Origin of the sequence: Pseudomonas sp. TWI923 (genome assembly GCF_039673365.1) — a bacterium.
In the GTDB taxonomy this organism is placed as follows: domain Bacteria; phylum Pseudomonadota; class Gammaproteobacteria; order Pseudomonadales; family Pseudomonadaceae; genus Aquipseudomonas; species Aquipseudomonas sichuanensis.
Map to the genome: position 1 here is coordinate 54,951 of NZ_JBDJLM010000007.1, position 18,461 is coordinate 73,411.

At 62.6% G+C, this 18,461-nt stretch carries 21 protein-coding genes and 1 tRNA gene; 14 read left to right on the plus strand and 8 right to left on the minus strand.

All coding sequences use genetic code 11. The annotated features are described in order from the left end of the window. Position 1 precedes the first annotated feature (1 nt). Positions 2-379, minus strand: a complete 378-nt coding sequence (locus ABE459_RS05220) for a hypothetical protein (RefSeq protein WP_346647991.1) — start codon at positions 377-379, stop codon at positions 2-4. Between the two features lie 55 nt (positions 380-434). Continuing rightward, positions 435-1,751: a tyrosine-type recombinase/integrase gene (locus ABE459_RS05225; protein ID WP_346647992.1), complete on the minus strand. Its 1,317-nt coding sequence runs from the start codon at positions 1,749-1,751 to the stop codon at positions 435-437. A 412-nt stretch (positions 1,752-2,163) separates the two neighbouring features. Here ABE459_RS05225 and ABE459_RS05230 point away from each other — a divergent pair, with 412 nt between their 5' ends. The 4 genes from ABE459_RS05230 (at position 2,164) to ABE459_RS05245 (ending at position 5,306) form a co-directional block, all read left to right on the plus strand. Next, positions 2,164-2,877 (plus strand): histidine phosphatase family protein, encoded by a 714-nt coding sequence (locus tag ABE459_RS05230; protein WP_323828917.1) that lies wholly within the window; start codon positions 2,164-2,166, stop codon positions 2,875-2,877. A 54-nt stretch (positions 2,878-2,931) separates the two neighbouring features. Beyond that, positions 2,932-3,249 (plus strand): SCP2 sterol-binding domain-containing protein, encoded by a 318-nt coding sequence (locus ABE459_RS05235; RefSeq protein ID WP_125464629.1) that lies wholly within the window; start codon positions 2,932-2,934, stop codon positions 3,247-3,249. Positions 3,250-3,437: 188 nt separating this feature from the next. Next, positions 3,438-4,505 carry a phosphotransferase family protein gene (locus tag ABE459_RS05240; protein ID WP_323828915.1) on the plus strand — a complete coding sequence of 356 codons (1,068 nt, stop codon included), beginning with the start codon at positions 3,438-3,440 and terminating at the stop codon, positions 4,503-4,505. A gap of 33 nt (positions 4,506-4,538) precedes the next feature. Then, complete coding sequence (locus ABE459_RS05245; protein ID WP_125859149.1) at positions 4,539-5,306, plus strand: SDR family oxidoreductase; 768 nt, start codon at positions 4,539-4,541, stop codon at positions 5,304-5,306. A gap of 3 nt (positions 5,307-5,309) precedes the next feature. Here the strand turns inward: ABE459_RS05245 and ABE459_RS05250 are convergent, their stop codons facing one another. Continuing rightward, positions 5,310-6,131 carry a class I SAM-dependent methyltransferase gene (locus ABE459_RS05250; RefSeq protein WP_323828912.1) on the minus strand — a complete coding sequence of 274 codons (822 nt, stop codon included), beginning with the start codon at positions 6,129-6,131 and terminating at the stop codon, positions 5,310-5,312. 135 nt (positions 6,132-6,266) lie between these two features. Between ABE459_RS05250 and ABE459_RS05255 the strand changes: the two genes are divergently transcribed. Further along, entirely contained in the window at positions 6,267-7,340 is a 1,074-nt protein-coding gene (locus tag ABE459_RS05255) for a PAS domain S-box protein (protein WP_258704656.1), read from the plus strand. Between the two features lie 8 nt (positions 7,341-7,348). Here ABE459_RS05255 and ABE459_RS05260 read toward each other — a convergent pair whose 3' ends face one another. After that, complete coding sequence (locus ABE459_RS05260) at positions 7,349-7,699, minus strand: hypothetical protein (RefSeq protein WP_125464634.1); 351 nt, start codon at positions 7,697-7,699, stop codon at positions 7,349-7,351. 235 nt (positions 7,700-7,934) lie between these two features. Here ABE459_RS05260 and ABE459_RS05265 point away from each other — a divergent pair, with 235 nt between their 5' ends. From ABE459_RS05265 to ABE459_RS05280, 4 genes are all read left to right on the plus strand, one after another. After that, the gene (locus tag ABE459_RS05265) at positions 7,935-8,117 is read left to right on the plus strand and encodes a hypothetical protein (RefSeq protein ID WP_125464635.1); all 183 of its coding nucleotides are present in this window, start codon (positions 7,935-7,937) and stop codon (positions 8,115-8,117) included. A gap of 73 nt (positions 8,118-8,190) precedes the next feature. After that, positions 8,191-8,571 carry a glycine zipper domain-containing protein gene (locus tag ABE459_RS05270; RefSeq protein ID WP_110995555.1) on the plus strand — a complete coding sequence of 127 codons (381 nt, stop codon included), beginning with the start codon at positions 8,191-8,193 and terminating at the stop codon, positions 8,569-8,571. 168 nt (positions 8,572-8,739) lie between these two features. Next, entirely contained in the window at positions 8,740-10,569 is a 1,830-nt protein-coding gene (locus ABE459_RS05275; RefSeq protein WP_125859153.1) for an SLC13 family permease, read from the plus strand. Positions 10,570-10,684: 115 nt separating this feature from the next. Then, on the plus strand, positions 10,685-12,112 hold the full coding sequence (locus ABE459_RS05280) for a GGDEF domain-containing protein (protein ID WP_125464637.1): 1,428 nt from the start codon (positions 10,685-10,687) through the stop codon (positions 12,110-12,112). A 1-nt stretch (position 12,113) separates the two neighbouring features. Here the strand turns inward: ABE459_RS05280 and ABE459_RS05285 are convergent, their stop codons facing one another. Next, complete coding sequence (locus ABE459_RS05285; RefSeq protein ID WP_125464638.1) at positions 12,114-12,875, minus strand: TSUP family transporter; 762 nt, start codon at positions 12,873-12,875, stop codon at positions 12,114-12,116. A 100-nt stretch (positions 12,876-12,975) separates the two neighbouring features. On the opposite strand from ABE459_RS05285, the gene ABE459_RS05290 reads away from it, so the two are divergent. Beyond that, a complete protein-coding gene (locus ABE459_RS05290) occupies positions 12,976-13,875 on the plus strand; it encodes a LysR family transcriptional regulator (RefSeq protein ID WP_125464639.1) in 900 nt (299 codons plus the stop codon). 136 nt (positions 13,876-14,011) lie between these two features. On the opposite strand, the gene ABE459_RS05295 is transcribed toward ABE459_RS05290, so the two are convergent. Further along, complete coding sequence (locus ABE459_RS05295; protein WP_125464640.1) at positions 14,012-14,206, minus strand: hypothetical protein; 195 nt, start codon at positions 14,204-14,206, stop codon at positions 14,012-14,014. Positions 14,207-14,670: 464 nt separating this feature from the next. Continuing rightward, positions 14,671-15,027, minus strand: a complete 357-nt coding sequence (locus ABE459_RS05300) for an SH3 domain-containing protein (RefSeq protein WP_125464641.1) — start codon at positions 15,025-15,027, stop codon at positions 14,671-14,673. 376 nt (positions 15,028-15,403) lie between these two features. On the opposite strand from ABE459_RS05300, the gene ABE459_RS05305 reads away from it, so the two are divergent. Together ABE459_RS05305 and ABE459_RS05310 are read left to right on the plus strand one after the other, a co-directional pair. Further along, positions 15,404-15,589, plus strand: coding sequence for a hypothetical protein (locus ABE459_RS05305; RefSeq protein ID WP_125464642.1), 186 nt, complete (start codon positions 15,404-15,406; stop codon positions 15,587-15,589). Positions 15,590-15,667: 78 nt separating this feature from the next. After that, positions 15,668-15,868 (plus strand): hypothetical protein, encoded by a 201-nt coding sequence (locus ABE459_RS05310; protein ID WP_110995563.1) that lies wholly within the window; start codon positions 15,668-15,670, stop codon positions 15,866-15,868. Between the two features lie 69 nt (positions 15,869-15,937). Here the strand turns inward: ABE459_RS05310 and ABE459_RS05315 are convergent. Further along, positions 15,938-16,025 (minus strand) — tRNA-Ser (locus tag ABE459_RS05315). A gap of 149 nt (positions 16,026-16,174) precedes the next feature. Between ABE459_RS05315 and ABE459_RS05320 the strand changes: the two genes are divergently transcribed. After that, the gene (locus tag ABE459_RS05320; RefSeq protein ID WP_125464643.1) at positions 16,175-16,846 is read left to right on the plus strand and encodes a Bax inhibitor-1/YccA family protein; all 672 of its coding nucleotides are present in this window, start codon (positions 16,175-16,177) and stop codon (positions 16,844-16,846) included. Positions 16,847-17,034: 188 nt separating this feature from the next. Then, positions 17,035-18,414: a uracil-xanthine permease family protein gene (locus tag ABE459_RS05325; protein WP_125859264.1), complete on the plus strand. Its 1,380-nt coding sequence runs from the start codon at positions 17,035-17,037 to the stop codon at positions 18,412-18,414. The last annotated feature ends 47 nt before the right edge of the window (positions 18,415-18,461 follow it).

Genomic DNA, 18,461 nt, shown 5'->3' on the forward strand with positions numbered 1-18,461 from the left:
GTCAGAAAAAGATCTTGTAAAGACCGAACAGCCCAAGGGCAACAAAAACATAGAAGACGATTTGCACGCCTTTCTGGGTGACTTTCTTATTGATAACTCCAAGCTCATCAAAAAAGTGCGACACGAAAGCATTAGAGTCAATGTCGATCTGCTCGCCTGTTTCCCAGAAGGCCGCCACTGCCTCACCATGCTTGATACGAGCGAGATTAGCGGTTCTTTCGTTACCGTCATCAAGTTGAAGCTGGTCCTGAATAAAACACTGCCAAGCCATGATGCGAGCGGTTTTCTCCCCGAGAGAAGGGAGCCGATCAACAACAGCAGCTCTCTCGTGCAGCTCCTTGTTTACTTTTTCAATTCCATAAAGGTCAAGGTTTCTCATAGCGCCTCCATTCGAAACCTTGATGATATCACTTAGCTACCCGCATCCGATCAACCTAACGGACCAGCTCCAACGCCTCACGGAGTCGCCCAAGGTCTACCCCGCTGCCCTTCCCGTAAAGGTCGTAGGTGATCGACCCGCTGCTGTGCCCGAGAATCTCCTGACTCACGCCCAAGAGCACCCCTTCGACCTTCAGGTCAGACGCCATCGAGTGACGCAGGGAGTGGAACGACAGACCTTCGCCCGTTACGGTGCCCAGTAGGTCCCGTATGACGGTATTGAGCTGGGCCGAGAACCCCGACATGGACATCTTGAAGATACGGCCATTGGTCCCCGCAAGGGCCTTCAAGGTCGCCTCAGGAATACCAACCAGCGGGACGATACGGCGACTGTAAGAGTTCTTTAGGGTCTTGCCGTTGTCGTCGTTGATCGAGACAGCCCACTGACCATCCTCGCCTTGGATGAAGTCACAGCCATGCAACTGGTGGATTTCACCTATACGGGCCCCAGTGGCCACGCCAAGGGCCAGAGCGCGCCCTTTCCAGTCATCGCGCAGGTGACCTGTAGAGCACGCACGGGTCAGTTCTTTGATCTGCCCAGCGGTGAACGCTTGTCGCTCACTCTCAGCCCCTTTGGCAATGTTCAACTTCTTAGCGAAGTCACGGTCGATAAGGCCCGTAGCGACTCCCCAAGCGGTCAAGGTGCCCACCGTGGTCAGAAGCTTGTTCACGGTCGAGGGCTTACGGTCCACCAACAGGGCATCCCGTAGCCTGACCATATCGGCGCGTGTATGGCTGCGCATGTCGAGACCTTCACCCAAGAGGGTCGCTACGGTCTTAGCGGAACTGGTCAGGTTCTTCACAGTTGCCGGTGCCATGTCGCCGCCACGCTCGACCATGTAGGCGTCGAAGAGGTCCATGTAGGCCACGGCCTTGGAGCCAGCTTCACAGGCGCTCAGCGATGCCGTAGCGGGAACTTGAGGGGCACTTACAGATAAGGAGACAGAGAGGCCTGAATCCCTATTGGTCAGCTGATCCTGATAGCCCTTACCTATTGGATCTCCCAGCGGCCCCTCCAGCAGGTCCACGAGCGGACCCACATTCCCCTCCACGCGGTCCCTGTGAGCCCTCAGAACCTGATAGGCAAGCTTCAAGGCCTTCGCTTGGGCCACGGTAAGGGAAGCGCTGTGCTCAGCCTCAGCGAGGCCTTCAGCAAGGTCAGACAGGACCAGCCCGTACACATCACCTTGCGGCTGCTCCAGTGCATTCACGGCGATATCGCGCAGGTGCTCGGTCAGTTCCTCAAAGGTGGCTTCAGGGTTATCGAGGTGGAATGCCTTCAGCGCGGTCAGCATGGCGTGAGAGGTGGACATAGCGGTGGCTCGGTGACTGGTCTTCAAGGCAAGCGTGTAGGACCTGTGCGAGCCCAGCAGGCGCACACGGAGACTGAAGAGACCTTGTGGTCCTCGGCGGTACACATAGGCCTTAGCGAGGGTAGTAGTTGTGACAGGTTGTGACGCGGCTGGTGTGCTCAAGGGTCAATGTCCAGTGGTTGCGGGCCCCCAGACAGTTGGCAAGAAACTCCACGTTGACTCCTTGATAGACCAGCGCCAGACAGGCACGAAATGCTTGCAGCATACCGGGCTGCCTGGGCTGCTGCCAGCCATCGACAACGCCGGCAACACAGTTCAAACGACCTTTTCAAACGCTTGTATGTTTTTTCGTTGACAGCCTTGGCAGGGCATCCTAACCTCGCTGCAACCTCCAACCGGGCCGGACAACTTCGTGGGCAACCTCTACCTGATCCGACATGGCCAAGCCTCTTTCGGTGCCGCCGACTACGACGTCCTCTCGGCCGTAGGCGAGCGTCAGAGCCTGGCGCTGGGCGAGCACCTCGGCCAACTCGGGCTGCGCCTGGATCGTTGCGTCGCTGGCAGCCTGCGCCGCCAACAGGATACCGCCCGCCTGGCACTGCAAGCCTTGCACGCCAACGGCAGCCAGGCCCCTGCCATCGAGACCGACCCGGCCTTCAACGAATTCGATGCCGACGGGGTGATTCGCGCCCTGCTCCCCGGCCTGCTGGCCGATGAGCCCGAAGCTTTGCACGTACTGCGCAACGGTGCGCAGAACCGCAGTGAGTTCCAGCGCCTGTTCGCCTTGATGGTACAGCGCTGGCACGCGGGCGAGCATGCCCACGACGACAACCTGGAAACCTGGCAAGCCTTCACTGGCCGGGTGGGTGACGGGCTGCAGCGGTTGCTCGACAGCGCTGCCAGCGGTGAAAACATCGCCCTGTTCACCTCGGGTGGCACCATTGCCGCCCTGCTCCACCTGACTTGCGCAATCACACCGGCTCAGGCCTTCGCCCTGAACTGGCAGATCATCAACACGTCGCTCAGCCACCTGAAGTTCCGTGGCCGTGACGTGGTACTGGCCTCCTTCAACAGCCAAGCCCACGTGCAGCTGCTGAGGGCGCCGGAGCTCATCACCTACCGATGAGCCCGGCCTGTTTTGTCCCTGCGGACTTGAATATCACTTAATAAGGAAAACACCATGAGCGATGTAGCAAAAGCCGTCGAGGCAATGAAAGCGAAATTCAACCCCGCCGCTGCCGCCGGCCTGGACCTGGTGTTCGGCTTCAACATCACCGACGAAGACAAGCACTACGCGCTGCTCGTCAAGGATGGCACCTGCGAGATCCAGGAAGGCGAAAACGCCGACGCCAACTGCACCCTGGTGCTGGACAGCGAAACCCTCAAGGGCATCGTCAGCGGTGACACCGATGGCATGCAGGCCTTCATGGGCGGCAAGCTGCGCGTCGAAGGCGACATGATGCTGTCGATGAAGCTCAGCGAGCTGTTCCCGGCCTGATCGGCAACGCGAACTGCGAATGAAAAAACCGAAGCGTCCTGCGCTTCGGTTTTTTTTTGCCTGCCCAGCATCAAGGCCATTGATCGCCCGGCAACACCCCGACCAATAAGCGCCTGGCACGCTTGTACCAACAGCCATGGGAAATTAGATTAGCCAATAGTCCTTGCTATTGATCATAAGGAAATCGCATGACGATCACCGATCAGTCCACCCAGGTCCGCCCCGGCGAAGAACTCGATGCCGCCGTCATCGATCCCTATCTGAAGGATCACATTCCCGGCCTTGAAGGCCTGCCGACCATCAGCCAGTTCCCTGGTGGCGCCTCCAACCTTACCTACCTGCTGGCCTACCCGCAGCGGGAATTCGTGCTGCGCCGCCCGCCGTTCGGGCACAAGGCCAAATCGGCCCATGACATGGGCCGCGAATTCCGCATCCTCAACCGCCTCAACGAAGGCTTCCCCTACTGCCCCAAAGCCTACGTGCACTGCACCGACGAATCGCTGATCGGCGGTGAGTTCTATGTGATGGAGCGGGTCAACGGCATCATCCTGCGTTCGGATATCCCGGTCGAACTGAGCCTGGCCCCTGCCCGCACCGAAGCCCTGTGCAAGAGCTTCATCGACCGTTTGGTCGAACTGCACCAAGTGGACTACAACGCCTGCGGGCTGGCCGACCTGGGCAAGCCGGAAGGCTATGTGCAACGCCAGATCGAAGGCTGGGCCAGCCGCTATGAAAAGGCCCTGACGCCCGATGCGCCGCGCTGGGAGCAAGTCATTGCCTGGCTGCGCGAAAAAATGCCGGCCGACCACCCGCGCCCTGGCATCGTGCACAACGATTACCGCTTCGACAACGTCATCCTCGACAGCAACAACCCCATGCGCATCATCGGCGTGCTGGACTGGGAGATGGCCACCATTGGCGACCCACTGATGGACCTGGGCAACAGCCTGGCCTACTGGATCGAGGCCAGCGACCCGGCACCGGTGCAACTGATGCGCCGCCAGCCCAGCAACGCACCGGGCATGCTGACCCGCCAACAGTTCGTCGACTACTACGCCGAGCGTGCAGGTATCACGCTCGACAACTTCGACTTCTATTACTGCTATGGCCTGTTCCGCCTGGCCGGCATCGTGCAGCAGATCTACTACCGCTTCTTCCACGGCCAGACCCAGGACAAACGCTTCGCCCAGTTCATCCACATGAACCGCCTGCTGGAGCACATGAGCCTGCAACTGATCGACAAATCCCGCCTGTAAACCCGGCAGCGACAGACAACAAGGAATACAAGCATGTCCAAGACCCAGCTGTTCGACCTCGATGGCAAGATCGCCTTCGTCTCCGGCGCCAGCCGCGGCATCGGTGAAGCCATCGCCCACCTGCTGGCCCAGCAGGGCGCCCATGTGATCGTCTCCAGCCGCAAGCTCGACGGCTGCCAGCAGGTGGCCGAGGCGATCATCGCCGCTGGCGGCAAGGCCACCGCGGTGGCCTGCCACATTGGCGAGATGGAGCAGATCCAGCAGGTGTTCGCCGGGATCCGCGAGCAGTTCGGCCGCCTCGATATCCTGGTCAACAACGCCGCCACCAACCCGCAGTTCTGCAATGTGCTGGACACCGATCTGGGCGCCTTCCAGAAGACCGTCGACGTGAACATCCGCGGCTACTTCTTCATGTCGGTGGAGGCCGGCAAGCTGATGCGCGAGCACGGCGGCGGCAGCATCATCAACGTGGCCTCGATCAACGGCGTGTCGCCCGGCCTGTTCCAGGGCATCTACTCGGTGACCAAGGCGGCGGTGATCAACATGACCAAGGTGTTCGCCAAGGAGTGCGCACCCTTCGGCATCCGCTGCAACGCCCTGCTGCCGGGCCTCACCGACACCAAGTTCGCCTCGGCACTGGTAAAGAACGACAGCATCCTCAACGCCGCCCTGCAACACATCCCGCTCAAGCGCGTGGCCGACCCGAGCGAAATGGCCGGCGCCGTGCTGTACCTGGCAAGCAGCGCGTCCAGCTACACCACCGGCACCGCACTGAATGTCGATGGCGGTTACCTGTCCTGAGGCTCAACCCTTGAGCGCCTGCAGCGTGTAGCTCAGCGGCAGGCGCCAGGGGGCTTCGATCAGGCGCCACTCACCGTCGGCGCCCCTTTCCATCTGCCCCGGCAACGCCTCCCAGGGGATGCTCTGGTGCTCCTCAAGGGCGGTCAGCCGCAGGCCATTGCCCAGCAGTGCGCTGATCACCTCGCCCAGCCCATGGTTCCACTCGTGGGTTTCGGTCTGGGCCAGCGCCTGGTCGGTGTCCACGTAGGTCTGGTCGCTGTGCCACACCGTGGGCGCTTCACGCTCGAAATACGGGTAGTCCAGTTGCAGCCGGTCCTGATGGTCCTCGTTGACTGCCATCAACATCGGATGGCCATCGCGCAGGAACAGGCGTCCGCCCGGCTTGAGCAAGGCCGCCACCGTGCGCGCCCAGCGCTCGATATCAGGCAACCAGCACAAGGCGCCGATGCCGGTGTAGACCAGATCGAAGCTGCCTACCGGCAGCACCTGCTCGGCACGATAAACGTCCGCCTGCACGTACTCGATGCTCGCGCCGCAGCGCCCGGCCAAACTGCGCGCCTGCGCCAGCGACGCCGCCGAGAAATCCAGGCCCCAGGCCTGGGCACCCAGCCGAGCCAGCGATAGGGTATCGGTACCTATATGGCATTGCAGGTGCACCGCGCGCAAACCGCGAAGCTCGCCCAGCCTCGGCAGGTCGAAACGCACGACCTCGGACAGGTGCCCGGGGTCGCGGACGAATGTCTCGACTTCATAATCCTTCGAGGCCGCGTGCAGCGGCGCGCGCTCATCCCAACTGGCGCGATTGAGTTCCAGTGATCGGCTCATGCGGTACATCCCTGTCCTGATGGAGTCAGACGCCACGTTAACCGCCACTGCGCCGCCACGGCAACACCCGTCAACCTGAGGTTGACAGCTCGGGTATACTGCGGTCTTCGGCCCTCGCCCAAGGATCCAGCGCCCATGACGGAAAACAGCTTCGCCTTTCGCCTCAAGGAACTGCTCGAACACCACAAGCTGACCCTGCAAGCGGTTGGCACGGCCCTGGGGATATCGCGCACGGCGGTGCACAAATGGACACGCGGCGGCGAGATCGACTACGACAACCTGCGCAAGCTGGCGGACTTTCTCAAGGTCAACTGGATCTGGCTGCGTTACGGCGAGGAAGCCCTGCACAGCGTGCAGCAGGCCGAGGTGGTCGAGCTGCCGATGACCGATGTGCGCCGACGCTACACCGCCGAGATCATGGAGAGCGAAATGCGCATGAAGCTGGCCCAGGAAGGCGCGCGCATCGTCACCTGGGAGTGGAATCTGGTCAGCGACGAGGTCACCTACTCACCCAACGTCGAGGCGGTGTATGGCTGGCCGGTACGGCGCAACGAGGATTTCTGGGCCCATATCCACGCCGACGACGCCCGCGACATGCAGGGCATGTACGCCCAGGCGGTCGCGCAAGGCACTGGCTGCGAGTGTGATTTTCGCATCACCCGTCCCGATGGCAGCGAGCGCTGGATCGCCTCGCGCGCGACGGTGCTGCAGGATAGCGTCGGGCGCCCGGTGAAAATGGTCGGCATCAGCATGGACAACACCGAGCGCAAGGTCGCCGAAGAACACCTGCGCCAGAGCGAGGAACGCTTTCGCGCGATCTTCGAACTGGCCTGGGGGGCATTGGCCTATATCGACCCGGACGGCACCTGGCGACGGGTCAATGGTGGCCTCTGCGAATTGCTGGGCTACAGCGAGGCCGAGCTGTATGCCATGACCTTCCAGCAGTTGACCCACCCCGACGACCTGCCGGGCAACCTCGTGCTGCTAGGGCGCATGCTGGCCGGCGAAATCGAGCGCTATGAAGTGGAAAAACGCGTGCGGCACAAGGATGGCCGCTTTATCTGGGTGCGCGCGCGCACTTCGCTGCAACGGCATGCCGATGGCCAGCCGGAACATCTGATCAGCGTGTTCGAGGACATCGGTGCCGAGCGCGAAGAGCATGAACGTTTGCAGGCGCATATTGCCGGGCTGGAGGCGCGGCTGCGCTAAGCGCAGCCTTACAGGCAGGTCGCCGCTGCCGCCCGGCGCTGCAGGGCCATGCCGTCGTTGTGCTGGGCGTAGTAGTCCACCCGCGTGCCGCCGGCCTGGGCGTAGACATCGACGAACGATTCCGCCTCGCGGGTATACACGGTGAAACCGCCCGCCTTGCGCGCTTCAAGGTAGCCGCTGGCATCCACGCCAAAGGTCTTCTCTTCCTGCCAGCTGAACTGGATGCACTGGGCGACCACATCCGGGGTCTTGTGCGAGTCCAGGCGCGCGGTCGGCGCGCCGGTACGCGCTGCCTCCATGGTCGACGACGCACAGCCCACCAGCAGCAGCGCCACAGTCATCGGCAGAATCGCTCGCATGTTCCATCCTCGGGACAAAAAAGAACGCGACTCTAGCACGGCAAACCAGGGTTCGGCGTCTGTCCCGAACTGATTCAGTACCAACCATGCGCACGACGTTTCGTCCATCCGCCCTGGCCTGGATGCCGCTTATCGCCAGGGCACCAATATTTTGCGGGGTAAAGAAACCAAATCGATCGACCAAGGTCTCAGCGAGTACCCGGTAAACCTTTACCGATCAAGGACCTATATCGTGATGACTCGCCTCGCAAGCCTTTCGCTGATCACCGCCGTGCTACTGCTTGGCGGCTGCTACAGCCACCACTACCACGACGATGATGATGGCTGGCGCGACGGTGATCGCGGCCACCGCCATCACCACCGCCATGATCGCGATGACGACGACGATCGCCAGTACCGTGACCGCTACCAGCGCTGAAGCGTCTTCCCAACCTTGATTCGCCGCCCGCAAGGCGGCACCCCACCCTGATGATTCCTCTGAGGTTCACAACATGCGTCTGACTCTGCCTTCCCTCGCCCTCGGCCTGCTGCTCTGCCAGGGTGCTTTCGCCGGTGACGGTACCGCGGCCATCGGCGGCGGCCTGGGCGGCGCCTTGGGTAACGTGGTCGGTAAACAGATCGGCGGCAGCACCGGCGCCGCCATCGGCGCAGGCCTGGGCGGCGCGGCAGGCAGTGCCGTCGGCGCACGCAAGGGCAACCGCACCGAAGCAGCCATTGGTGGCGGCCTGGGTTCGGCAGGCGGCTCGCTGATCGGCGGCAAGCTCGGCGGCTCCAATGGTTCGACCATCGGCGCGGGCCTGGGCGGTGCGGCCGGTGGCGCCATCGGCAACCACATGGGTGACAGCAACCGCAAGCACAAGCACCGTCACTGATCGACCGCTGACACCCTCGCGGGCGGTGCAGGCTTGTTACATGGCCGCACCGCCCGCGATCGTTTCGCCCGGCAAAACATTGCAGCACGTCAACGACGCATTCGCGTCAAGCTGCCACACTAGGGCCATCGCTTTTCGCGCCCTTGTGTGAAGGAACACCCCCTCCCCATGAACCAAGAGTTGCTCTGGGTCCTCGGCCTGCTGGCCGTCGTCGTCGTGCTGTTCATCATCAACCGCCCACGCATGGACGTGGTTGCGTTGCTGGTGATCCTCATCCTGCCGCTCACCGGCATCCTTACCGTGGACCAGGCCCTGGCCGGTTTCAGTGACCCCAACGTGGTACTGATCGCTGCACTGTTCGTGATCGGCGAAGGCCTGGTACGCACCGGCATCGCCTACCGGATCGGCGAATGGATGAGCGAGCGCGCCGGCAACAGCGAGGCGCGCCTGCTGGTGCTGCTGATGGTGGCGGTGGCCGGGCTGGGCTCGGTGATGAGTTCCACCGGGGTGGTGGCGATTTTCATCCCGGTGGTGCTGAGCATTGCCGCGCGCCTGAAGCTCTCACCCAGCCGGCTGATGATGCCGCTGAGCTTCGCCGGGTTGATCAGCGGCATGCTCAGCCTGGTGGCCACGCCACCCAACGTGGTCGTGCACAGCGAGCTGATGCGCCACGGGCAAAGCGGCTTCGGCTTTTTCAGCTTCACCCCGTTTGGCCTGGTGGTGCTGGTACTAGGCATCGGCTACATGCTGCTGACCCGCCACTGGCTCAATGGCGAAGTGCGCAAGGATGGCCGGGTGGAAACCCGCCGCACCCTGCTCGACCTGGTGCTGGACTACAAACTCAACGGCCGCGAACGCCGCCTGCGCATTCGCCCGCACTCGCCGCTGATCGGCCATACCCTGGGCGAACTGGAACTGCGCACTCGGCATGGCGCCAACGTGGTCGGCATCGAACGCCAGCACAAGTTCACCACCCGGGTGATCGCCGCCGACTCGGGCACCGTGCTGCAGCAGGGCGATATCCTGCTGCTCGACCTGTTCGCCAACCGCGACGACCTGCGCAGCCTGTGCCAGACCATGCAACTGGAGCCGCTGCACTTCAAGGCGGCCTACTTCATTGACCAGTCCCAGGAACTGGGGATGGCGGAAGTGTCGCTGCCGCCAGGCTCGCAACTGATCGGCAAGAGCATCCTCGAACTTGCGTTCCGTACCCGCTACGACCTCAACGTGGTGGGGCTGCGGCGCGACCAGCTGGCCATCGAGGAGCAACTGGTCGAAGAAAAGCTGCGCCTGGGCGACACCTTGCTGGTAGTCGGCCCGTGGAAAGCGGTGCGCCAGCTGCAGGCCAAGCCCCGCGACTTCCTGGTGCTGAGCCTGCCGGCCGAGATCGACCAGGTGGCACCCGCAAGCGCCCGGGCGCCTTATGCCTTGCTGAGTCTGGCGGTGATGGTCGGGTTGATGGTCAGTGGCCTGGTGCCCAACGTGCTCGCCGCGCTGATCGGCTGCCTGCTGATGGGCGCGGGGCGCTGCATCGATATGAACAGCGCCTATCGCGCCATCCACTGGCAGAGCCTGGTGCTGATCGTCGGCATGTTGCCGTTCGCCCTGGCGCTGCAGAAGACCGGCGGCATCGACCTGGCGGTGGGCGCCCTGGTGAGCCTGCTCGGCGATGCTGGGCCAAGCGCGATCCTCGCCTGCCTGTTCGCCGTCACCGCAGTCATCGGCCTGTTCATTTCCAACACCGCCACGGCGGTATTGATGGCGCCGGTGGCCATCAGCACCGCGCAACAGCTGGGCATGTCGCCCTACCCGTTCGCCATGACGGTCGCGCTCGCGGCATCGGCTGCGTTCATGACCCCGGTGTCGTCACCCGTCAACACCCTGGTGCTGGGCCCCGGGCAGTATCGCTTTGCAGACTTCGTCAAGGTCGGGGTGCCGTTCACCTTGCTGGTGATGCTGGTGACCGTGCTGATGGTGCCGTGGGTTTTTGGCTTGTAATCTGACACAGTATTCAGGAAATTCCCGGCGAATTGACATCAATTGGCGACTTGAAACAAACTGACGCGACTTTGCCCCAGGTGCCTACGGCCGTTTTCCTGGATTCCGTCCTCGCTTGTCGGTCGAGCTTATGGTGTCTCCAGTTCCGTCGCGCCTGCTGCCTTTAGCCATCCTGTTCGGCTTGACGCTCGCCCTGACACTTACGGGTATCCTGGCCAGGCCGATCGAATCCCTGTCGCTGTTCTGGCCGGTCAACGCCGTGCTGGCCGGGGTCTTGCTGCGCAACCCGCGCCAGGCCACAGTGCTCGGCTTCGGCCTGATCTACCTGGGGATGGTCGCTGCCGACCTGGTCACCGGCTCCGCCTGGCAACCGGCCCTGTGGTTCAACCTGTGCAACCTCGGCGCCATCCTCAGCATCTGGTACCTGATGGCCCGTTTGCCACGGCTTCACAGGCGCCTGCGCACACCCCACGGCACCCTGTGCCTGTTCGGCGCCTGCGCTGTCGGTGGCATGGTGGCCGCCAGCCTGGCCTGCGTCATGGCCGCGCCGTGGTTCGAGCAGTCATTGCGCGCCACCTGGCTGGCCTGGTTCAGCGAGCAGTTCTCCACCAGCGTATTGGTCCTGCCGGTACTGCTCACCGCCCCCTCGCCCCGCGCCTTCACCCGCAGCGGCAGCCAGCCAATCTCCATGGCCCCCCTGCTGGTGTTGCTGGCCTCGTTGGCATTGAGCATCTTCTTCGGCGGGCCTGGGGCGATTGCCTTCCCGATCGCCGCCCTGCTGTGGTGCGCCTTGAGCTACTCGCCTTTTCTCGTTTCGTTGCTGACCCTCACTGCCGGCAGCACCTTGATCGTTGCCGTGGCGCAGAACCTCATGCACTTCAGCGTGCCGCAGAGCGAGCCGGGCGTGACCACCTTGATGTCGGCACGCCTGGGCATCGCCATGCTGGTGCTCGGCCCGCTGGTGGTGGCCTGCGTGAGCAATGCCAACCGCAGCCTGATGGCGCGCATGGCGCACCAGGCCACCATCGACCACCTCACCGGCACCCTCACCCGCAGCGCCTTCACCCGCCGCGCCAACGGCCTGCTCGACAGCCGTCAGCAGCAGGCTCCGGCCCTGCCGTTGACCCTGATGATGCTCGACATCGACCATTTCAAGACCATCAATGACCGCCACGGCCACGCGGTGGGTGACCTGGTACTGCGCCAGTTTGCCGACACCCTGCAGGACCAGTTGCATGACGGCGAGCTGTTCGCCCGCCTGGGTGGCGAAGAGTTCGCCATTGTCGTCCCGGGGCTGGCTCCGGAGTTGGCCAGGTTCACTGCCGAACGCCTGCGCCGTGCCGTCCAGGACCTGCAGTTCGCCCAGGCCGGGCAGCGCCTGCAGATCACGGTCAGTATCGGCATCGCTGGTTGCAGCAGTGACGTTGCCGCGCCCAGCCTCGACGTGCTGCTGGCCAGGGCCGATCAGGCGCTGTACCGCGCCAAGGCCCACGGCCGCAATCGTATCGAGCTGGACGAAGCCCAGCGCCAGATAGTGGTCTGACTCAGCCGCTGAACAGGTCCCAGCTCAGCTTGGCGATCAGCACACAGAGCAGGATCAGGAACAACCCGCGCACGAACCCCGCCCCCTTGCGCACCGCCAGCCAAGTGCCCGTCAGCGCGCCAAGGATATTGAACAGCGCCATCGGCAGGGCAATCGCCCACAGCACATTGCCCGAAGGAATGAAGAACACCAGTGCCGCCAGGTTGGTGGCAATGTTGACCAGCTTCGCCGAGGCCGAGGCATGCAGGAAGTCGAGGGCGAAGAAGCGAATGAACAGGAAGATCAGGAAACTGCCGGTACCCGGCCCGAACAAGCCGTCATAGAAACCGATGGCGCCACCGATCAACACCGCCAGGCATTGCTCCTTGCGGCCGATGACGGTGGGCTTGTGCAAGGTACCGAAGTCCTTCTTGCAGAAGGTGTAGACGGCCATCAGCACGATCATCGCCAGCACCATCGGCCGCATCACGCTGGCCGGCACCAGCGACACCGTGGCCGCGCCGCAGAACGACATGACGAAGGCGCTCAGCGCCGCCGGCACGATCAGCCCCCAGTCCAGCTGCACCTTGCGGATGAACGAACGCGCGGCAAAGCTGGTGCCACAGACCGACGCCAGTTTGTTGGTACCCAGCAACGCGGCCGGCTGGGCAGTGGGCAACACGTTGAACAGGGCCGGGATCTGGATCAGCCCGCCGCCACCCACGGCGGCGTCGATCAGGCCAGCGGCGAAGGCAAACAGCGAAAGCAGGGCGATATCCATCATGTCGGCAGTCCAGGCGGCAATAAGCAGGCCGCCAGACTAATCAAAGCGCCGCGCTTGTGTTGAAATGCCACGTTGCGAAAACTGCAACGAGGAAAAGCCCATGGCCCTGGACATGCTGCGTGAGATCCAAGCATTCGTCAGCGTTGCGCACAAGCGCAGCTTCGTCAGCGCAGCCCGCGCCCTGGGCCGCTCCCCCAGCGCCGTTACCCGCGCGGTGCAGGCGCTGGAAGATAACAGCGGTGCCAAGTTGTTCAACCGCAGCGCCAGCACCGTGACCCTCACCGAAGCCGGCGAACGCCTGCTGCCCCATGCCGAGCGCTTGCTGGATGTGCAACGCGATGCCGCCGACGAACTGGCCGCGCTGGCGGGCAGCGCGCAGGGTTGGATCCGCCTGGCCGCACCCGAGGTTCTGGCCCAGCAGGTACTGCCGCAGGTACTGGCCGAGTTCTCCAGGCGTCATCCACAGGTGACCCTCGATGTGCAGTTCAGCGACCAGGCGCTCGACCCGCTGCTGGGCAAGCTCGACTTCGTCATCCGCGGCGCATTCCCCCAGTCCAGCGAGCTGATCGGCTACCCGCTGTGGAGCTACCGTCGACACCTGTATGCCAGCCCGCAGTACCTGGTTCGCGAAGGCACACCCCAGGGGCTGGAGGATCTGGAGCGGCACGCGCTGATCCTGCACACCGCGCCACGCATCCTCAAGGCCTGGCACTTCTGCCGCGAGGGGCACATCACCAGCCTGCGGCCACAACCACGGTTGCGCCTGGGTTCAGGTGTCGCGGTGCTGCAAAGCACCCTGGCCGGCGCTGGCATCGCCCGGCTGGCCGATTGGCTGGCCGAACCCGAGGTGCGCGCCGGGCGCCTGGTGCGGGTCTGCGCCGCTTACCACCTGACCTCCAGCAGCGGCCAGGACCCGCAGATGCATGCGCTGTACCCGACAGGCGACGTGCCGGCGCGGGTACGCGAGCTGCTGCAGGCCCTGCGCGCCGCGCGTCCGTGAGCACAAAAACAGAGGGTGAAAACGCTGTTCACTTTCTGCTCAATTTGACAGAGGCCACGGACTACAAGGCCCAGAGAACTTTATCCACAGACCTACCCACGTTTTTTGTGGACAGTTTCAGCAACGCTTGCAGGATTTATCTGAGCTTGAGCAACGCCGTATTGGCCAACCTGACCATTTCGATCCATTCACTTGCACTGATCACTCCAGAATGCTCCAACGCTTCGGCACTGCGCAGCGCCTGATCGTAGTCCTCCTCATGCAGGATGCCCTCTGCGAGATAGCGACTGCGCCACTCCAGCATCGCTGCAGTGTCTTTCTTGCATTCCATAGTGCGTATTGTCTCCAAGGCAAGTGATCGGCCCGTGTTCCCGGGCCCTTTTTACGGGGGCGGGAGAGTACACGAGCACCTTGCACTTGAGAATGACTTGCAGCTACCGCCTGTCTAGACGACTGCGGCAAATGGCCAAGGGCCGGAGGGAGAAAATCGAGCCCGCCTTGGTGCCAGACGGGCTGAGGGATGAAGCGCGGGTTTTCAACCTGGCGGAATGGTACCCAGCAAACCGATCATGATAGTCAGCAGCAGAAAACCACCCAGGAACAGAGCAAGCTTGCCCATCGGAACCTCTACAGTGTGATGACGGAACAGCGGGGCCGGCCGATGCGGGTGCAGAGCAGCACAACCGGCCCGGCATTTGCCGGTTCGCAAGCGCCGGGCCTGGAAGGTATTGTCGGCTCGGCGCTGATACGGTTACAGATTCAGGTTCGTGGAAAAAAAGCAGATCAGATGATCTTTCAGCAGCCCAGCAAGCGCAGTTTCTCCTGGGGCAACCAGCCCAGTTCGCCGTTGCGCAAGTTGCGGCACCACAGCCAGCCGTTCAGTGGCCGCAGGCCCTCGACCTGCTGGCCCGGGTCGATGTCCAGCTCATGGGCGCAATAAGCCTCCACCGCCCTGCCCCGGTCGACGCCGATCCGCTCGATCACCTGCGCCGGTACCCAGCCCGGCGCCTGCCCGCTGCAACTGCACAGGTACCAGTCCTGCCAAGGTTCCTCGCCCTCATAGCGCTGACCGATGTCCAGCAACGTGCCGCCAGCGAAGGTGATAGGGGTGGGGTATTCGCTGCGGTGGTGCTCTATCACGACGTACTTCACATGCCTCTCCCTGGCGGTGAAAAGCGTCGATGCTAGCAGAAACCGCCAACGCGGGATCGCCGGGGCCGGCAACTTCCCGCGCAAGTCAATTGCAACATATCGTTTCGACCCATTCGAAGACGTCCTACGGCGTCAGGTTCATAATCGACGCTGCGTGTATGGCTTAAGCCCAACCATGCCAAGGCTTCTGGCGCGACCGTTGGGGGACACCCAAAAAATAAGCCCTGATCTATTCGTAGGACCAATCTGAATGTTCTGTAGCCGACTTATCGCCAATTCAGGAAGCGTGTATGAATGATCAGTATTGGCACGCGGAATGAGCTGATACCTTCATTGGCACTAACAACGGCAAGGAGGCCCTTCATATGAGATCGACATGGATCAGTACCACACCTCCGCCCTCGCCCTGCAAAAACATCTGCTGAACCTGCGCCAGGAGCTGGTGCGGTTGAAGGCAGACGGCCAACTGGAAAAGGCAGATCACCTCGCCGGGTTGATCGCGCATATCGAACTGACGCTGGCTGACATGGCCTCCCCCTTCAGGTCACCGACGTTGCAGTGAACACAGGGGCTGGGCGAGCGTTTGGCCATGATGGTGGCAACCTAGGGCTCACCCTCAGGCACCAGGAAGATCCGACACGTGCACGACGCACTCGATAGTTTACTAAGCGCGATTGGCAGCATTTTCGAAGCCATCGGCAATCTCTGTAATGCACTGCTCAACTGGCCAAGTTTCGACAAGCCACGCCGGGTGTTCACCCGTGGCTTCGTGGCCTTCTGCGTGCTGGTTGCGGTGCTGGAGTTGTGGTTTTTGAATGCGACGTTCGGGCAGGGTGCCTGATGGGGGAATTCGGCGGGGATCACTATGCCCAAAAACGCAAAAAGCCCTGAATAATCAGGGCTTTGAAAGTGGCGGAAGCGTAGAGATTCGAACTCTAGGATAGTTGCCCATCGACGGTTTTCAAGACCGTTGCCTTAAACCACTCGGCCACGCTTCCAGCTGGTTTTGCGGCGGCAATAATACCTTAATGTAACAAGCTGTCAAACTCTCTGTGTCGCGGGTTGCGGCAGCTCTGGTATGCTCCAGCAACCATACGTTTCATTCGCCAGGCTTCAACGCCTGGGTACACACCAAAGGAGTGTCGCCATGCGCGAACAGGATTACGCCGTCCACCACGGCCAGCAGGTCGAGCAGCAGGAGATCAGCAAGGTCCTGCGCAACACGTACAGCCTGCTGGCGCTCACCCTCGCCTTCAGCGGCATCATGGCCTTCGTCTCGCAGCAGATGGGCTTTCGCTATCCCAACGTGTTCGTCGTGCTGATCGGCTTCTACGGCCTGTTCTTCCTCACCGCCAAGCTGCGTGATTCGGTCTGGGGCCTGGTATCGACCTTCGCCCTCACCGGCTTCATGGGCTTCATCCTCGGCCCGATCCTCAATCGTTACCTGGGCATGAGCGGTGGCGCCGAAGTCGTCAGCTCGGCATTCGCCATGACCGCACTGGTCTTCGGCGGCTTGTCGGCCTATGTACTGATCACCCGCAAGGACATGAGCTTCCTCGGTGGTTTCATCACCGCAGGCTTCTTCGTCCTGCTGGGCGCCGTGCTGGCCAGCTTCTTCTTCCAGATCAGCGGCCTGCAACTGGCCATCAGCGCCGGCTTCGTACTGTTCTCGTCGGTCTGCATCCTGTTCCAGACCAGCGCCATCATCCATGGCGGCGAGCGCAACTACATCATGGCGACCATCAGCCTGTACGTGTCGATCTACAACCTGTTCATCAGCCTGCTGCAGCTGTTCGGCATCATGGGCCGCGACGACTGATTCAAACCCGTCGAGTAGCCAGGAAAAGCCCGCTTCGGCGGGCTTTTTCGTGGCCGATGAAAAGGCCGCACAAACTGACCTTTAAGTCAGCTTCATCTGCGATTGTGACGCTATCTTCCTAACCTCTACCCCTATCGGGATTCAGCCCGTAGAATGCGCTCCTTTTTTCTTCCGGGGCAGCATTTCCCATGAGTTCACACGAACACGGGCCGGGCGCGGCGGCGCCTGCCAACGAACTGGTCCTGGGCCTTGAGGACAAGCCTCGCCTGTTGATCGGCCTGCTGGCGGCACTGCAGCACCTGCTGGCGATCATCGTACCGATCGTTACCCCAGGGCTGCTGATCTGCCAGGCGCTGGGGGTCTCGCCTCGCGATACCAACCTGATCGTGTCCATGTCGCTGGTGATCTCCGGCATCGCCACCTTTGTGCAGTGCAAGCGCTTTGGGCCGTTCGGCGCCGGCTTGCTGATCGTGCAGGGCACCAGCTTCAACTTCGTTGGCCCGCTGATCGCGGGCGGCGCACTGATGGTCAAGCAGGGCACGCCGGTAGAAGGCGTGATGGCGGCCATCTTTGGCGTGGTCATCGCCGGTTCGTTCGTAGAGATGGGCGTTTCGCGCATCCTGCCCTTCGTCAAACGCCTGATCACCCCGCTGGTCACCGGTATCGTCGTGCTGATGATCGGCCTGACCCTGATCAAGGTCGGCCTGATCAGCATGGGCGGCGGCTTCGGCGCCATGGCCAACGGCACCTTCGCCAACGGCGAAAACCTGCTGCTGTCGGGTGTGGTGCTGGCAATCATCGTCATCCTCAACCGTATTCCGGTGGTGTGGATGCGCAGCTGCGCCATCGTCATCGCCCTGGCCGTGGGCTATGCGCTGGCCGGCTACCTGGGGCGCCTGGACTTCACCGGCATGCACCAGGCCGCGTTGTTCCAGGTACCGACGCCGCTGCACTTTGGCGTGAGCTTCTCCTGGGCGCTGTTCATTCCGATGCTGGTGATCTACCTGGTCACCTCGCTGGAAGCCATCGGCGATGTCACCGCCACCAGCAAGGTATCGCGCCAACCGGTCGAAGGCCCGGTGTGGATGCAGCGGATCAAGGGCGGGGTGCTGGTCAACGGCGCCAACTCGCTGCTGGCCGGCGTTTTCAACACTTTCCCCAGCTCGATCTTCGCCCAGAACAATGGCGTCATTCAGCTGACCGGTATCGCCAGCCGCCATATCGGCATCTGGATCGCCGCCATGCTGGTCCTGCTGGGCCTGTTCCCCAGCGTTGCCGGGGTTATCCAGGCGGTGCCGGAGCCGGTCCTGGGTGGCGCGGCCATGGTGATGTTCGGTGCAGTTGCCGCATCGGGTATCAACATCCTCGCCAGCACCCGCCTTGACCGCCGGGCGCTGCTGATCATTTCCGTGTCGCTGGCCCTGGGCCTTGGCGTGGCTCAGGTGCCGGAGTTCCTCGCACACATGCCAGCGGCGCTGCGCAACGTGCTGGAGTCGGGCGTCGCCACTGGGGGCATCTGCGCCCTGGTGCTCAACTGGTTCCTGCCGGAGAGCAAGGAACAGGCTTGACTGATCACGGCCTTGCAGACCGAGCCCGCGCCCACCAGCGCGGGCTT

Excerpts from the sequence above, each read along its gene's own strand:
- ABE459_RS05220 (WP_346647991.1), bottom strand. The coding sequence starts at position 379 with ATGAGAAACCTTGACCTTTATGGAATTGAAAAAGTAAACAAGGAGCTG.
- ABE459_RS05225 (WP_346647992.1), bottom strand. The coding sequence starts at position 1,751 with ATGTCCACCTCTCACGCCATGCTGACCGCGCTGAAGGCATTCCACCTC.
- ABE459_RS05235 (WP_125464629.1), top strand. The coding sequence starts at position 2,932 with ATGAGCGATGTAGCAAAAGCCGTCGAGGCAATGAAAGCGAAATTCAAC.
- ABE459_RS05240 (WP_323828915.1), top strand. The coding sequence starts at position 3,438 with ATGACGATCACCGATCAGTCCACCCAGGTCCGCCCCGGCGAAGAACTC.
- ABE459_RS05245 (WP_125859149.1), top strand. The coding sequence starts at position 4,539 with ATGTCCAAGACCCAGCTGTTCGACCTCGATGGCAAGATCGCCTTCGTC.
- ABE459_RS05250 (WP_323828912.1), bottom strand. The coding sequence starts at position 6,131 with ATGAGCCGATCACTGGAACTCAATCGCGCCAGTTGGGATGAGCGCGCG.
- ABE459_RS05255 (WP_258704656.1), top strand. The coding sequence starts at position 6,267 with ATGACGGAAAACAGCTTCGCCTTTCGCCTCAAGGAACTGCTCGAACAC.
- ABE459_RS05260 (WP_125464634.1), bottom strand. The coding sequence starts at position 7,699 with ATGCGAGCGATTCTGCCGATGACTGTGGCGCTGCTGCTGGTGGGCTGT.
- ABE459_RS05265 (WP_125464635.1), top strand. The coding sequence starts at position 7,935 with ATGACTCGCCTCGCAAGCCTTTCGCTGATCACCGCCGTGCTACTGCTT.
- ABE459_RS05270 (WP_110995555.1), top strand. The coding sequence starts at position 8,191 with ATGCGTCTGACTCTGCCTTCCCTCGCCCTCGGCCTGCTGCTCTGCCAG.
- ABE459_RS05275 (WP_125859153.1), top strand. The coding sequence starts at position 8,740 with ATGAACCAAGAGTTGCTCTGGGTCCTCGGCCTGCTGGCCGTCGTCGTC.
- ABE459_RS05285 (WP_125464638.1), bottom strand. The coding sequence starts at position 12,875 with ATGATGGATATCGCCCTGCTTTCGCTGTTTGCCTTCGCCGCTGGCCTG.
- ABE459_RS05290 (WP_125464639.1), top strand. The coding sequence starts at position 12,976 with ATGGCCCTGGACATGCTGCGTGAGATCCAAGCATTCGTCAGCGTTGCG.
- ABE459_RS05295 (WP_125464640.1), bottom strand. The coding sequence starts at position 14,206 with ATGGAATGCAAGAAAGACACTGCAGCGATGCTGGAGTGGCGCAGTCGC.
- ABE459_RS05305 (WP_125464642.1), top strand. The coding sequence starts at position 15,404 with ATGGATCAGTACCACACCTCCGCCCTCGCCCTGCAAAAACATCTGCTG.
- ABE459_RS05320 (WP_125464643.1), top strand. The coding sequence starts at position 16,175 with ATGCGCGAACAGGATTACGCCGTCCACCACGGCCAGCAGGTCGAGCAG.
- ABE459_RS05325 (WP_125859264.1), top strand. The coding sequence starts at position 17,035 with ATGAGTTCACACGAACACGGGCCGGGCGCGGCGGCGCCTGCCAACGAA.